The organism is Halomonas sp. AOP7-B1-5, from assembly GCF_052353045.1.
In the GTDB taxonomy this organism is placed as follows: Bacteria; Pseudomonadota; Gammaproteobacteria; order Pseudomonadales; family Halomonadaceae; genus Vreelandella; species Vreelandella colorata.
This window is the reverse complement of the sequence record NZ_JBQTDC010000019.1, coordinates 62,159-76,735: the sequence shown is the minus strand read 5'-3', so window position 1 is coordinate 76,735 and position 14,577 is coordinate 62,159. Positions and strand designations below refer to the sequence as shown.

The following is a 14,577-nucleotide window of genomic DNA, read 5'->3' as shown; positions in this document are numbered from 1 at the left end:
CTTGGCCAGATTCTCGGAAAGCGCCAGCGCAGGGCTTAAATTTAGGCTGAGGTGGGCTGCAAGGCTTTCTGCCTGAGCCGGCAATTCTTCGTTGATAAGTGCATCAAGGCGCGCCTGACCATAAGAGCGAGCCTGCAGGTAAAGGGCAACCAGCATTGCCAACGCTAGTACTGTCCCAAAAGAGATAAAAAGCCTTAGCCGCAGAGGCAAAGATTTCCAACGCGCCGTCATTATCAAAATTGCTCCCAGTTGGCCGATGCCCGTCAGGGCTAAGTAGGCCTAATAGTACCGCGGATGAGCGGTGTAAGGGGTAGAGGGTGGGATATTGTAGTAATGATTTCAGCGATTTTTATGAATATTGTCTAGTTTTTGTATTAACGCTTTTTAACCTGAGAGGTTATATTTTTTATACAAGCTTTTGCATAATTTTTTTAAAAAAGTAATGTCTTAATATTAATTAAGTATAGGTGGCCTTAATTAATGGAAAGCTGAATTAACTTAAGTTATTGAAAATAATTGTAAATATTTTTTAGATTTCTTGAGGTGTATTGCTGGTTTTTTTGACAAAAATAGTACAAAAACGTATTCTGCGCGCCAATGGAAATGATAATTCTTGCTAAGGAAGCAGCATGTTGTCACTCACTTCTAGCACATTATTTAGCGTGCTGCGCGATATTGCCTCGCGTCACTGCCCGGCACATACGGATATGTTGCCTTCAGCGGGTACGCCCGAGCGCAGCGGACTGGTTAATGCCGTTCAGCACTTTTTCGATTTATCCGATGGTGAACTACTTACCGATGCGTCCATCACCCTGGAGGAATGGGCCAATGCGTTAAGTGAAACCGCATGTATTAATCGCCTCAATTTATTTGATACCGTTGCAGGCGGCGCCTTTAGCCATAAGTTACAGCACCAGTATGTTCATGAGGCGGAATCACTGACTCAGGAAGTGAAAGCGCTCCAGGCATTATTGGATGCCGAGCCGCGCGCGAACCGCACGCTGGTCAGCTGGCTGCCGCTGCAAACCGTTTTCGGCTTTATGCTGGGCGCACTTTTACCTCAGGAAGCCGGTTTTAAAACACGCTCGCTATTTGATCATGCCGATGCGCTGTGGGACCTGAATGCGGGCGATATCGTGGTGACGAGCAGTGACCGCTGGCGTCAACTGGCGCAGCGCCTGCCATCGTTACCCGCCAACATTACCGCCGTAACGACCGCCCCCTTGGATAAGGAAACGCACCAGACGCTGGTTTCTCAAGGCGTTGCACAAATCGTTGAGCTCTACGGTCAGCCTGAAACAGGCATGCTGGCTATGCGTATCTCTCAGGCCGCACCTTTTGAACTCTTGGCGCATTGGCACCCCACAGAAAGTGACGATGTCCTGCTGCAATTAACCCAGCAGGGCGTGCCCAAAGAGACAGTGCTTTCGGTACCACTTTGCTGGGTGGGCGCACGGCATTTTTCAATGGCGCATAAACATGACGCGGCGCGGCTAGCGCCTATTAGGCAGCTATTTGAACGCCCTGGACAATTTACTCCCCAGGGCGCCGACGCGGCGTAGGTTTTCCTTTAGGGTATCAATAGCGCGTCATACGATGGCGTGGGGCACAAAGCAGGATGAATCCTTGGTAATCCGCCCTACGTCTTCCCGCACGCCGATACCACAGGCCCTGTCACCTACCACCCAACTGCCGATTAAGGCGTGATGATTACCAAAGCGTGGCATAGGGTGGTAGGCCTGACGAATCCAGGGGCTGTCAATATACGGGCCGTCTACCGCTTCGCGCTGGCCCTCCGGTGTTAACAGCTCAATATTGCTGCCTTCGCGCGAAAAGAACGGCTTGCGCACCCAGCCAGGTGGCAGCGGTGCGGCGTTCTTCTCTTCAAAGTAGGCGGGCAAAAGATTGGGATGGCCTTTAAAGTGCTCCCAAAGCAGCGGCAGAATACCTTTGTTGGAGAGAATGGCTTTCCACGGTGGCTCGAACCAGTGGGTTGCCAATTGCGGTATTTTCTCGCCAAAGGCATCATCGGCAAGCTCCTCCCAGGGGTAGAGCTTGAACAGCGCCTGAATAGGCTGGTTATCCAGATCGACAAAAAAGTCGTTGCCGCTCTGGTAACCAATATCTTCCATGAACACAAACGGCGCCGTAACGCCCGCCTGTACGGCGACATCCTGCAGGTAGTGGACGGTTGCCCGTTCCTCAATATTGTCCTTGATGCATGAGAAGTGAAGCGTTCGGTCTTCAAGGCGGTCGCCAATATGCGCCATCGCATTGATCAATCGCTCCTGAATGGAGTTATATTGATCCGCACGGCGCGGGATGATGCCCTGTTGAATCGCTTGCTCAAGCCACACCCACTGAAAGAACCCCGCTTCGTAAAGCGAGGTGGGCGTATCGTAGTTGAGCTCGAGCAGCTTGGCGTGGCCTTGGCCTGAATAGGCAAAATCCATCCGTCCATAAAGGTGCGGCTGACCGGATACCCACGAGTCATGGATGGTATCCCACATGAACTCCGGCAGGGCCAGGCGTTGCATCAGCGCGTTGGAGTGGCAAACCCTGTCCACAAGCTCCATGCACATTTCATGAAGCTCTTCGGTAGGCGCTTCGATATCCCGTTCTACCTGTTCAAGCGTAAACTGATAGTAAGCGCTTTCCTTCCAATAAGGCTCGCCGTCAATGGTATGAAAATGAAACCCCAGCTCATGAGCCAGGGTTTTCCAGTTGGGGCGTTCTGCCACGTCGATTCTAAGCATGTGAATATCCGCTGCGGGTCACGAACCCCAACCCCCGCGGGCAGAGGAACGTGAGCCGAAGCCGCTGCGCTGTGTGGCTGACTGACGGTTCTGCATGGCAGAGGTACGCATGGTCTGCTGGCGCTGACTGACACGCTGGCTAGCCTGATTGTTGGCGGTATTCCAATTGCCCTGATTCTGGCGGTTGCGATACACCGGCTCCTGATAGACACCACGGCTGGTGGCGCCACTGCTTGAGCGCGACATCATATTGCCGACCATATAGCCCATCATCGCCGGCATAAACCAGCTGCCGCCGCTGCTGCCGGTCGCCGCCTGGGCCTGCTCTTCGCTGGGCGCGACGCAAGCACCTTCGCCATGCTCTGCTTCACAGGCTTCAAGCGTATTGAAGCGTGGCACTTCCTTGATCGACGCTTCGTAGGCTTCTTCGCAGGCGCTCTGGGTATACACATCGGCGGCTACGCACTCATCCACGCTCTGGTAGCTGCGTGGGCTATCGAAGCTGACATCGGTGGTCTGTTCCGGCTGGCCACAGGCGGTAAGACCGAAGGCACTAGCTCCCATCATCGCCAATGACAGGCGGGCACTGCGTTTGCGACGAGGAAGGTGCGGTGTCTGATCGTGATTTGCCATCTGTAAACTCCTTACCACGTCATCGAGGCTGCGTTGATCAGGCCTACCGCAATCGATACGCTGCCGACCAGAACGCCGTATGCCATATGGCCTTCGGTAATGTGCAGTGAAAGACTTTCCCCCTGATTTTTCAGCACCATTTTCAGCCCGAAGAAGGTGGCTAACTGAACGCCGAACGCGATGATGCCCCACAGGATGAAATCGATGAAGCTAACGGAGTTCGCCATGGCGCTGTAAAGCGGCAGGGTGAAGCCTAGAATCGAGCCCGCATAAGCGGTAGCGGCCGCGGCGTTACCTTCACGAATCAGTGTCCATTCGTGGTGAGGCGTAATCCGGCTATAGCAGTACATGAACGCCACGAGAAGCACCAGCGCGCCAATCAGATAGCCCAAGAAGTGGGGGAGGCCTTGTAAATACAGCATGTGTAGGATCTTCCTTGGTTAAGAATAAACAGTGTAGATGGCTGGCGCCGTTTAAATAGCATCAATGTCCACGGAGGTAACATCAACCCCCAGATTCTGCACCAGCATGAAGCCGCCTTCGCCGTCATTTTCAGCATTCAGCAGCACGTATTCCATGCGCTCAGAGCCTTCAATCTGGCGCTCGTAAAGCATGGCATGATGGGTAACGCTACGCGTCATGACGCTTTCCGTGGTCATTACCTGCTCTTCAAGCAGCACAGGCGGCGACCATAGGCTCGCTTCATCGCCCCATACACGCTGATACTGACATTCACGCCCGCTTGTGTCAGTTGCTTCAACGGTGATGGACTGCGCGCCAAGTTCGCCCGCTTTCTTGTCATCTGCGTTGATCAGCGCATCAAACTCGACGTCCGAAAGATGGGTGACGCGATAAAAATCAAATAGCTTGTACTCGACCACCTGCTGGTTTTCGACATTGGCCTGCAGCCACGTATCGTTATCCAGATAAAAGCGCACCAGGTGAGCGCCCTGGCCCAGATCTACATGGCCAACGGCCGCCACATGGTGGTAGGGCTCGCTGGACCAGCCAAACAGGGTGTCCGGAAACGCGCTAAGCTCGGCAAGTGCAATCTTGACGCGGCCATCAAGGCGTAGCCCTTCGAAATCTTCAGACGTCATGCCCAGCGGCAGGCCCGCATTGAAGGTCGCTTTACTCTCGGCTTGAGCGGTATCATCAGAGGCGCCAAACAGGCTTTTCAAGGTTTTGAACATCAGGTAACTCTCCCCAGAGCAGACTGAAACAGAGCGACAAGATCATCTTCGCTCAGGCGTTGATCGCCCATATAGTAGAGGGTATCACCTGCCGTCACCGCGAAGTCGGCAGGCGGATTCAATAGTTGGCGTTCATCGCTTGCCGGGCGCCAGACGCCTAGCAGCGTCACGTTGTTGTCCGCTTTCGCCTTTGCCATCAAATCGCCGTAACGCACGCTCTGCTCGCTGGGCAGGGTGGTGGGTAAACAGGCCTGAAACTGAGTAGCTCCCTGGCCGATGGCCAGCAGCTCATTGACCACCCGGCTGATCCCCGCGTCAGTTGCCGAGCGCACCAGCATTTCGATAGAGAGCCCTTGGGTACACTCGATACCCGGTAGCGTGCGGCGCAACATGCTGGCAGTCGAAGGGTTGTCGCAGTGCGCTACCATATGGCAACCCGGCGATTTCTGGTCGTACACCGAAAGCGCGATAGTTGCCACGCGCTCATCGACCTTGTCGTAGATAATGATGCGGCTGGCGCCCTTGATACCTGCCCGATTAAGCAGTTCGGCGTCGGAGAAGCTTTCGCCCTTGACGAACTTGATACTGCCGGGCAGCGGGTTATCGATATCGGCGGCCACGCACAGCACGATATCGTCCGGCAGGTTAGGATCCGCCTGAAGGATACGAATGATATTGGCTGTTGGCTCACCGTGCCAACCGATCACGAGCGTATGGCCGGTAAGGCCGTCATAGTTCGCATTACCCTGCACCAGCGTTCTCCAGGTTGAGCTAATGTTGGCCGTTGCCTTGCCGATAAACGCAGCAAACAAGATGATGCCGCCGGGAATTACCCACAGTGTGGCTGCCCACTGGCCAATTGGTGTTTGAGGGCTGAAATCACCATAGCCCACGGTAGTCGTGGTGGTGACATAAAAGTACATCCACAGCCGAAAGGAGCTTGCCACTACTTCATCGGCAACGGCCATGGCAGCCCAGGAAAGCGCCGAATGCCCGATAACCATCAAAAACAGAAAGGTCCAACTGACGCTGATGGTGGATGCTTGAAGCGCCTTTAGAAGACGTACAAAAATAGGCACTGCTCGCTCCTTGAGAACAGGCCCGCCGCTTGGGCGGGCGCTATTTTAGTTACGCTTGTGGCGTATTCTTTTTGGCTTTCAGGCGGGCCAGCACGTCTTCGGCCTTGCGGTCGCTTGCGCCAATACCGGCGGCCTTCAAACGTGCGTCGAGCGATGAACCACTCTCCTCAGCGGCCATCTGGTCGGCGGCCTGCATCTGGGCGGAGTTAAGCTGCTGGCGTTCACGAATACGCTCGAGGGACTCCATGGCACTGCCCATGGCGCTGTTCTGGCCCGAGTGGCGCGCCGCCACGGCAGACTGAGCCTTCTGTGCAGATTCAGTCGCCTTCACCACGCTTACCTGCTGTTTGAGCTGGCGCAGCTGGTTTTCGGTGTTACGAATGGCACCGCGCAGGTTCTCGATGCTGGCATCGTACTCGCTGACGATATTACGCTCGGCGTCGAGTTCTTCCTGCATGGCCACCATGCGCTCGGCGACTTCCACTGCGAGTGCTTCTTCGCCTTTGTCCAGTGCGGCCTCAGCGCTCTGCTCAAGCTCGCTAATCTTGCCTTCCAGCGTGTCGGCTTTATTGCTGTTCAGCTGACGCTGGCCCATCAGGCGTGCCAGTTCGGTCTTGGACTGCTTGAGATGATGTTCGGAATCACGAATTTCCTGATCCAGAATACGCAGGGCCTGAGAATCAACGACCGCCTGACCGGTTTCATTGGCTTTACCGCGTAAGGCCGTCATGATTTTACTTAACATAAGAGTTGCTCCTGAAAAGCGTATTAAGATGAAAAATGGTTAAGAAAAGTGTTCCTGAATCAGACCGGCGACTTCCATGGCGGCACTGGCCGTTGCGTGCAGTTCAGCGCAAATGGACGCCAGTTTTGAGTCGCCAAATAGCTGGCCATAGGCCACGTAGAAATCACGCCCATCAATAGCGACGATGCCGACAGATGCCAGCGGTAGGGCGAGGCCTTGGCGCAGCAGCACCTCATTGAGCTCGGCCTGGTTGCTGACGCTGTCTACCGCCGCAATCGCCGTCATGGCAATCCATTCGTTGTCACTACGCGACAGGGTCAGGGTTAGATTGCCGTAATCGTGAAGTTCCCAGATCAGAGTCTGGTTGGCCTCGTCCAGGCTGAGGTTGGCATCCGGCCACTCAAGCTCGCTGGTATCGGGTTGTGCGGTAGCTTCGGTAACAAAACGATAAAGATCGGCGGCAGACCGCGCGCCGATGTCATTTGAAGTTGTCAAAACAGCAAGCTCCTTATGCAAAGTGAAATTTAGTTTAGCATCAACGCTAAATAACCTTCTAGCGAAGTACAACTCATTGCGATTTCGGCCAATGAATACACCTTGAGGTAAGGCGTCGGTCATGGTCTTGGACAAGTCGCGGTTTTCATCACGCTGCCTGTACGCTACCACGCCTCGCCTCTATGCTGGCTAATATCGCATGGCGGCTAATAACACATGATGGCCCAAGGTGAACCATACTGACCTAAGTGTGTTTCAAAAGCTGAAGTGTGTTTCAAAAAGCTGACGTTTGTTTCAAAGATAGAAACCCCGGCACCCGCTTGTAAGACCTGAGGGGCAGGTATGAGTTCTATCCCACCGCCAAGATCTTCGGAGTAACGTATATGCAGGATGCTGGACAAGGCCACACCCCCATTTGGGAACAAACGCTTGGCCATTTTGGCGATTCACTTGCCCGAAAACCCATGCCAGGCTGTGGGGCCGCAGCCAGCGTGACTGCCGCCTTGGGCGTGGCGCTGATTCTCAAGGGGCTGCACCTGAGTCAACAGCATGAGACAAGCGAGACCAGACGCGCTCTGCTTGATGAAGGCGAGCGCTTAAAAGAGCAGCTTGGCCCCTTGGCCGATAAGGACATTGCGGCATTTGAAGGATTGATGGCGGCATTTCAGATGCCCCACCATGACGAACACGAAAAAACGGCCCGATGCAGCGCGATTCAGCAAGCCGCCGCCACGGCGGTCGACGTGCCGCTACAAACGGCACGGCTGTGCCAGAAGGCTCTGAGCCTGTGCATCCGGGCGGGTGGGTGCAGCGAGCAGCAATTTGCCAGCGACACCCGAGCCGGGGGAGAGCTGCTGGCTGCGGCATTACGCAGCGTGCTGCTCAACGTTGAAGCCAAGATTGACTCTCTGGGCAGCGAAGCAGAAAAACGCCGCACTCAAGAAGCTCACGATGAGCTCAAAGAGCAGGCGGCGTTGTTAGTGGCTCGAATCGCTAGGTGAAGCGGGATTAAACTGAGCGGTATGTGTCAGCAAAGCGCTTACGCAATTCGTTTTTCTGCACCTTGCCCATGGTATTGCGCGGCAGCTCCTCGACAAAAAAGACCCGTTTGGGCTGCTTATATTTGGCCAGGCGTCCTGCCAGGTGATCAAAAATCGTGGCCTCATCAAGCGTCGCGCCCGCCTGGCAAACCACAACCGCCGTTACCCCTTCGCCAAAATCAGGATGCGGCAAGCCAATCACCGCCGACTCAACCACCTGCTCCAGCTCATCGATAAGCTGCTCCACCTCCTTGGGATAAACATTGTAGCCCCCAGAAATCACCAGATCCTTATCGCGGCCCACGATATGCACATAGCCCTGGGCGTCACGCATGGCCAAATCGCCGGTGATGAAAAAGCCGTCATCGAGCAGCTCTTCCCGGGTTTTCTCGGGCATTCGCCAATAGCCGATAAACACGTTAGGCCCGCGGACCTGAAGAATGCCGATGTCGCCTTCATCGACTTCCGCGCCTGACTCCCGATCGATAATTCGAATATCCACACCGGGCAGCGGCATTCCCACGGTGCCCGCACGGCGCTCCCCTTGATAGGGGTTGGAGATATTCATATTGGTTTCGGTCATGCCGTAGCGCTCTAAAATCGCATGGCCGGTCTTGGCTGCAAACGCTTCATGGGTTTCAGAGGTCAGCGGTGCCGAGCCCGAGATAAACAGGCGCATGTTTTCCGCCGCCTGCGGTGTTAATCGCGCGTCCTGAACCAGCCGGGTATAGAACGTGGGCACACCCATCATCACGCTACCATGGGGCAATTCCTCAAAGATGATATCGGCATCAAACTTGGGCAGAAACAGCATGTTGGCGCCAGCCATCAAGACGACATTACACGCCACAAACAGCCCGTGCGTATGAAAAATGGGCAGCGCATGAATCAGCCGATCATCGGCACTGAAGTGCCAGGTTGTTACTAACGTTTCAGCATTGGACGCCAGGTTGCGGTGAGTCAGCATGGCGCCTTTAGAGCGCCCGGTGGTGCCGGAGGTATATAAAATCGCCGCCAGATCGTTTTCGCCCAACGTGACGATCTCCTCACAGGGCGCTGAGCGAAGGGATGTTTCCATCAGGCTGCCATCCGCCGCACTACCCAGCGTTGCCACCGCCGGGCAGCCGGTTTCAGCGGCAAGTGCTTGTGCTTCATCTTCTAGCTTGGGGCGGCAAACAAACAGCGCAGGTTCGGCGTCGTTTAAAAAGTAGCGAATTTCATCGCCGGTATAGCCGGTGTTCAAGGGCAGATAAACGCCGCCAATACGCAGGCAGGCCAAGTAAAGCAGTATTGCCTCAGGGCTTTTATCTACCTGGACGGCAACGCGGTCGCCTTGTGTCACGCCCAGCTCGGTCAAGGCACCGGCAAGCTGGGCGCTTATGTTCAGCGCATCGGTGTAACTATAGTGGCGGCCTTCACGAGTGGTAATAAAGTCAGCGTCGGCGCGCTCGCGCATCTTGGCGGCAAAGGTTTCAAACAGGTTGTGGTTCATTTGGCGGTCTCTCCCTTGGCCAGCTTGCGGGCGCGACGCGCAAGGTCACGCACTTCATTTGAGCAGGCAACGGTGCCCTTGGCGGTATAGTTTTCGTGATTGCGTTCAATGTCATCAAGCACATATAGATAGTTGACCATCAGCCCCGCCGCTTGCTTGACGCCTTTGGACGAGATATCGCCCAGCCAGTTGATGCGATGCAGTTCAGCGCCGTTGCCCAGGTGAAAGCGGGCGACAGGGTTGAGAGGCAAGCCCTTGGCGTTTTTGGCTTCGATCAGATAGCGGGCGGCCAGAGGGCGAATAATGGTTTTCAGGCGTTCTTCGCGTACCGCATCGTGGTGCCAGTCGGGCGTTTCAAGCTCACCCAGCGTGCTGCGCAGGGTTTCCGGCCACTGCTCATCCTCACGCTGCTCGGTGAGCCATTGGGCAAACCCGGGAACCGGCGACAGCGTGACGAAGTATTTAAGCTGAGGGAGTTCTTGTGAAAGCTCCTGTACCACCTGCTTGATCAGAAAGTTACCAAACGAAATGCCGCGCAGGCCGGTTTGGCAGTTGCTGATCCCAAAGAAGGCAGCCGTATCGTCATCTTCGGGATCAGCGCCGTTTTCTTCACCCACCAGAATCGGTTGAATGCGACTCGGCAGCCCTTTATGCAGGGCCACCTCGACGAAGATCAGCGGCTCGTCGCCAATCGCCGGGTGAAAGAATGCAAAGCAGCGCCGGTCACGAGCATCCAGCCGTCGACGTAGGTCATTCCAGTCCTGAATCTCATGCACCGCTTCATAACGGATGATCTTCTCAAGCACAGAGGCTGGCGTGTTCCAGTCGATTCGTTTAAGCATTAAAAAGCCGCGGTTAAACCAGGAGCCGAAAAGGTGCGCAAAGTCGTCGTCGATAGGCCCCAGTTCGGGCTGCTCGCGCAGCAACCCCAGCAGGTCTTCGCGCATCTTGACCAGCTCATAGGTGCCGTCGCGGGCCAGGTTCAAGCGCCGAAAAAGCTCCTGACGGCGCGGTTCGCAGGCGTCAAACAGGGTTTGTAGCGTGTAGTTGTCGCGGGCTTCTGAGTAGGCCGCATAGGCTTCATCAATTTGCGCAGCGTCGGCGGCAAAGTCGCTGGCCAGGCGTGCAAAAAAGCTGGCTTTTTCTGCGGCTGATAAGCGTTGGTAGATAGCTAGCGCCCGGCTTGCCAAGGCAATGCTGGAAGCTTCGCCGTCGCTTGCCAGAAGCGCCTGACAGGCACTCACCAGATGATCATGGTCCGGAGTAAGCGCCCCTGGGTTGCGGCGCCGTAACAGTGCATCACGCTGAGTGATATTGTTAAAAATCTCCTGCAGAAACATCATGTTCATGGCTCAGCTCCTTAACCCATTATCAAGTTGGGTAACCACAGCGCGATGCCCGGGAAGAGGCACAGCAGCAAGATGCCCAATACCATGCACAGCGCGTAGGGCAGGCTGCCCATCAGGATGTCGCGCAGCGAGATATCTGGTGCGATGCCTTTGATAATGAACAGGTTCAGCCCCACAGGCGGAGTGATCAGACCGATTTCCAGGTTGATGGTCAGGATTACGGCGAACCAGTAAGGGTCAAAATCGGCGGCCATGATAATTGGCAGCAGAATCGGCGCGGTCATGACGATGACTGCCACCGGTGGCAAGAAGAAACCAGCTACCAGTAAAAAGAGATTAATCACCCCCATTAACACCCAGCGGTTGACCTCCAGGTCGGCAATGGCGGCGGCCACCGTCTGAGTAATAAACATCGAGGAGAGTGCGTAGGCAAATACTTCGGCGGTGGCGATCACCAGCATGATCATCACACTTTCGCGCAGCGAGTCGCGCATGATCAGTTTGATCGGGCCCAGCTGCCACATGCGATAGATTAAAATGGCCAGCGCCAGACATAAGAAGGCGCCTACACCCGCCGCTTCCGAGGGTGTCGCCACCCCGCCGTAAAGCGCAAATAAAATGCCCGCCACCACGCCTAGAAAAGGCAGAACGCGCACTAACGCCTTCAAGTTGCTATCGACGTTGTGTTTAACCGTCTGCTTCAGGCGCTCGGCAGACTCCGCCAACGGGTTGTTATAACCACCGGCCATTTTGCAGGCGATCATCGTCCAGATCATGAACAGCCCCGCGAGCATAAAGCCCGGCACCACGCCTGCGATAAACAACCGACCGATTGAGGTTTCGGTAGAAATACCGTAGATAATCATGGTGACCGATGGCGGAATCAGAATGCCCAGGGTGCCGCCTGCGGCAATACAACCAGCCGCTACGCCATCCGGGTAGCCACGCACGCGCATCTCTGGAATGCCCATTTTACCAATCGCTGCACAGGTGGCCGGGGACGAGCCCGAAAGGGCGGCAAAGATGGAGCAAGCGCCGATATTGGAGACCGCCAGGCCGCCCGGTAAGCGCCCCATCCATAAGTCGAGCGAGCGATAAAGGTCGCGTCCGGTGGGCGATGAGGCGACAGCCGCGCCCATCAAGATGAACATCGGAATGGCGACAAAGCCAAACTCCGCAATGCGGTCAAAAAATGTTTCGCCAAAGTAGGTGAGCTCGGCAAGCCCGCGATCATAAAGTAGCGCCAGTAGCGATACACCGCCCAGCGCAAAAGCGATAGGGGTACCAATGGCCATGAGCGCAATCAGCGCGATGGCTACAATAATGCCTAAGGTAATCGGATCCATGCTCAGTGCTCCCCGCGCAGAATTTCAGCCACGTATTGCAGTACCAATAGCGAAGCGCCTAATGCCATGGGCATAAGCGCCGGCCAGAGCGGCGGGTTCCAGACCGAACCGGTGGTCCAGTTGCCGTGCATGGCTTCCAGTACATACACCCAGGAGGCGTAGGCAAGCGCTGCACAAAAGGCCAGGCCAAAAAGCGAGGCCACCAGGCGCATGGCTTTCTGGGCGATACCGCCCAGCGCATCAGGGACAATGGTGATGGCGACGTGGCCGCCGGTCATGAGTACGTAGGGGCTGCCCATCAGCATGGCGCCGGTCACTGAAAAAACGGTGAACTCGGTTTGCCAACTGGTGCTCATGCCCAGCACGTAGCGGATAAAGACCATCTGGCAAATCACCAGTACGCCCGCCACAAACAGGGCGCAGGCCAGATAGGCAAACAGGCGTGACAGCCTGTCCATCAGGCGGATATAGCTGCCGATAACCCCACCGCGAGCGGCGGGGGGATGCGTGGTTGAAGTTGCCATAGTTCCCTCATCAAGCTAAGCAGGCGACAATCGAACCGGACCACTCGTCTAATGCAGACAAATGGTCACAGGTTGCTGGGGTAAGTGCTTACTCGACGGCTAACGCCGCATCGATGATGGCCTGGCCATTGGGAACGTTATTGGCAAAGTTCTGGTAGGAGGTTTCACGGGCGATCTCGAGCCAGGCGTTGTAGTCCTCCTCGCTCATGCTGACCACTTCCACGCCGTTCTCTTCATAGACGTCAGCCATTTCTTGATCAATGGCTGCCGCTTCTTCGGCAAAGAACTGCTCGGCCGCTTTACCTGCTTCCATCAGGGCCGCCTGCTGCTCTTCATTGAGGCCTTGCCATACCTGCTCGGAAATCAAGATCGGCTCGTACATGAACCACAACGCGAAGTCGCCTGGCTGGGTCATGCACTCAACCTGTTCATAAAGTCGAAACGAGATAAACGACATGGAAGAGGTATTGGCGGCGTCGAGTACACCGGTCTGCATGGCGGTGTAAATTTCAGAGGAGGGCATGGAGGCGATTGAAGCACCGGCGGCTTCCAGCATCTCTTCAAACGCCGGGCCCGCGGCACGAATGTTTTGCCCAGAAACGGTGTCGGGGGAGGTAATGCACTGCTCGCTAGACGCGAAACCACCTGAAAGCCAAGCGTTGGACAGCACGCGTGCGCCTCCCTCCAGAATCACTGCGTGAATTAACTCCATGTATTCTGAGTCATTCAGGCGCTGAGCATGCGCTTGGTTGCGTACCAAACCAGGCATCAAGGTGGCGGAAAATTCAGGGTGGCGGCCGCTCGCGTAGTCCAGCGGTAGCGAGGTAATATCCAGGCGACCCCGAGTAAGCGCACCCCACTGCTCGCGGGCTTTGAACAACGACTGGCCAGGGTAGACTTCGATGGTAAGCCCCACATCCGCCTCAGCGACGTGGCGGGCCATCATTTGGACCATTTCATCACGGACATCACCTTGCCCGCCGGGGAATTGGTGAGAGGCGCGCAGCACGGTATCGGCGCTGGCGTGAGAAACGGCAATGGCCAAGCCCAGAGCGGTCAGGGTGGTACATAGGTAGCGTTGCATATGGCGTCTCCAACTGTTTGTTGTTGTGTGTTTGGAAGAGCTTTTTATGTGTATCAGAAAATCTGATATATATTTCAATAGTCCTTAGCTGTGCTAATGTCAAATAAGTGCAGCATACAATAAGTATAATGGCGTGCTTTTTTGGAGGTGAAATATGGCCGATACCAAACGTTCCAACGCGCAGAAGCTTCGCGATTCTCTTGAAGACGATATTATCAATGGACGCCGTCTACCGGGCGAACGGCTGGACCCCGAAGAGTTGGGGCAGACGTTTAACGTATCACGCACGCCGGTGCGCGAGGCCTTTCAGCAGTTGGTCGCCAGCGGCCTGGTCACCGTTTCGCCGAAGAAAGGCACGTTTGTCGCCAAGGTGGGTATCGACCAGCTAATCGAAATGTTTGAAGTGATGGCTGAGCTTGAAGGTATGTGCGGGCGACTGGCAGCCCGGCGCATCAGCGAGCCGGAGCTTGCTGAATTACGCGCCGCCCATGGACGCTGCGAGGCCGCCGCCCTGGCGGGTGATACCGACGAGTACTACTACGAAAACGAAGCCTTTCACGACTGCATCTATGCGGCGAGCCACAATACTTTTCTGGCCAGCGAAGCTCGTCAGTTAAAACAGCGCTTAAAGCCCTATCGTCGTCTGCAATTGCAGGTTCGCCAGCGCATGCATAATTCGCTAAGCGAACACCAGGTCATCGTAGATGCCATTACCCAAGGCGATGCTGCACTGGCTGAGCAAGCGCTATGCGACCACGTGCTGATTCAAGGTGAACGATTCAGCGACTTCGTGTCCAGCGTGCGTCGCATGGAAGCGCCCATCAGCCAAACGGGCTAGGTA

15 protein-coding genes are annotated in these 14,577 nt (G+C 55.6%); 3 read left to right on the top strand and 12 right to left on the bottom strand.

Annotated elements, in window-relative coordinates; translation table 11 throughout:
• Positions 1–629 precede the first annotated feature (629 nt).
• On the top strand, positions 630–1,562 hold the full coding sequence (locus ACT3XD_RS11140) for a hypothetical protein (protein WP_192538119.1): 933 nt from the start codon (positions 630–632) through the stop codon (positions 1,560–1,562).
• Positions 1,563–1,589: 27 nt separating this feature from the next.
• On the opposite strand, the gene ACT3XD_RS11135 is transcribed toward ACT3XD_RS11140, so the two are convergent.
• Genes ACT3XD_RS11135 through ACT3XD_RS11105 form a run of 7 tightly spaced genes read right to left on the bottom strand, consistent with a single transcriptional unit; the run spans position 1,590 to position 6,901 of the window.
• Positions 1,590–2,756 carry a glutathionylspermidine synthase family protein gene (locus ACT3XD_RS11135; protein WP_192538120.1) on the bottom strand — a complete coding sequence of 389 codons (1,167 nt, stop codon included), beginning with the start codon at positions 2,754–2,756 and terminating at the stop codon, positions 1,590–1,592.
• Between the two features lie 18 nt (positions 2,757–2,774).
• Positions 2,775–3,389 (bottom strand): DUF1190 domain-containing protein, encoded by a 615-nt coding sequence (locus tag ACT3XD_RS11130; RefSeq protein WP_192538121.1) that lies wholly within the window; start codon positions 3,387–3,389, stop codon positions 2,775–2,777.
• An 11-nt stretch (positions 3,390–3,400) separates the two neighbouring features.
• Entirely contained in the window at positions 3,401–3,811 is a 411-nt protein-coding gene (locus ACT3XD_RS11125) for a DUF350 domain-containing protein (RefSeq protein ID WP_018917098.1), read from the bottom strand.
• A 51-nt stretch (positions 3,812–3,862) separates the two neighbouring features.
• The gene (locus ACT3XD_RS11120) at positions 3,863–4,582 is read right to left on the bottom strand and encodes a DUF2491 family protein (protein ID WP_192538122.1); all 720 of its coding nucleotides are present in this window, start codon (positions 4,580–4,582) and stop codon (positions 3,863–3,865) included.
• Positions 4,582–5,661 (bottom strand): ion channel, encoded by a 1,080-nt coding sequence (locus tag ACT3XD_RS11115; RefSeq protein WP_192538123.1) that lies wholly within the window; start codon positions 5,659–5,661, stop codon positions 4,582–4,584. Before ACT3XD_RS11115 ends, ACT3XD_RS11120 begins: the two co-directional genes overlap by 1 nt.
• Positions 5,662–5,710: 49 nt before the next feature.
• Positions 5,711–6,406, bottom strand: a complete 696-nt coding sequence (locus ACT3XD_RS11110; RefSeq protein WP_192538124.1) for a PspA/IM30 family protein — start codon at positions 6,404–6,406, stop codon at positions 5,711–5,713.
• Between the two features lie 39 nt (positions 6,407–6,445).
• A complete protein-coding gene (locus tag ACT3XD_RS11105; protein WP_192538125.1) occupies positions 6,446–6,901 on the bottom strand; it encodes a DUF2170 family protein in 456 nt (151 codons plus the stop codon).
• Between the two features lie 383 nt (positions 6,902–7,284).
• Between ACT3XD_RS11105 and ACT3XD_RS11100 the strand changes: the two genes are divergently transcribed.
• On the top strand, positions 7,285–7,902 hold the full coding sequence (locus ACT3XD_RS11100; protein WP_192538126.1) for a cyclodeaminase/cyclohydrolase family protein: 618 nt from the start codon (positions 7,285–7,287) through the stop codon (positions 7,900–7,902).
• Between the two features lie 7 nt (positions 7,903–7,909).
• Here the strand turns inward: ACT3XD_RS11100 and ACT3XD_RS11095 are convergent, their stop codons facing one another.
• From ACT3XD_RS11095 to ACT3XD_RS11075, 5 genes are all read right to left on the bottom strand, one after another.
• Positions 7,910–9,433 carry a malonate--CoA ligase gene (locus ACT3XD_RS11095; RefSeq protein WP_192538127.1) on the bottom strand — a complete coding sequence of 508 codons (1,524 nt, stop codon included), beginning with the start codon at positions 9,431–9,433 and terminating at the stop codon, positions 7,910–7,912.
• Positions 9,430–10,782 (bottom strand): malonyl-CoA decarboxylase, encoded by a 1,353-nt coding sequence (locus ACT3XD_RS11090; protein ID WP_192538128.1) that lies wholly within the window; start codon positions 10,780–10,782, stop codon positions 9,430–9,432. The genes ACT3XD_RS11095 and ACT3XD_RS11090 overlap by 4 nt, the downstream gene beginning before the upstream one ends.
• 11 nt (positions 10,783–10,793) lie before the next feature.
• Complete coding sequence (locus ACT3XD_RS11085; protein ID WP_192538129.1) at positions 10,794–12,128, bottom strand: TRAP transporter large permease; 1,335 nt, start codon at positions 12,126–12,128, stop codon at positions 10,794–10,796.
• Positions 12,129–12,130: 2 nt separating this feature from the next.
• A complete protein-coding gene (locus ACT3XD_RS11080) occupies positions 12,131–12,652 on the bottom strand; it encodes a TRAP transporter small permease subunit (protein WP_018917107.1) in 522 nt (173 codons plus the stop codon).
• Positions 12,653–12,740: 88 nt separating this feature from the next.
• Positions 12,741–13,736: a TRAP transporter substrate-binding protein gene (locus ACT3XD_RS11075; RefSeq protein WP_192538130.1), complete on the bottom strand. Its 996-nt coding sequence runs from the start codon at positions 13,734–13,736 to the stop codon at positions 12,741–12,743.
• Between the two features lie 154 nt (positions 13,737–13,890).
• Here ACT3XD_RS11075 and ACT3XD_RS11070 point away from each other — a divergent pair, with 154 nt between their 5' ends.
• On the top strand, positions 13,891–14,574 hold the full coding sequence (locus ACT3XD_RS11070; RefSeq protein ID WP_018917109.1) for a GntR family transcriptional regulator: 684 nt from the start codon (positions 13,891–13,893) through the stop codon (positions 14,572–14,574).
• The last annotated feature ends 3 nt before the right edge of the window (positions 14,575–14,577 follow it).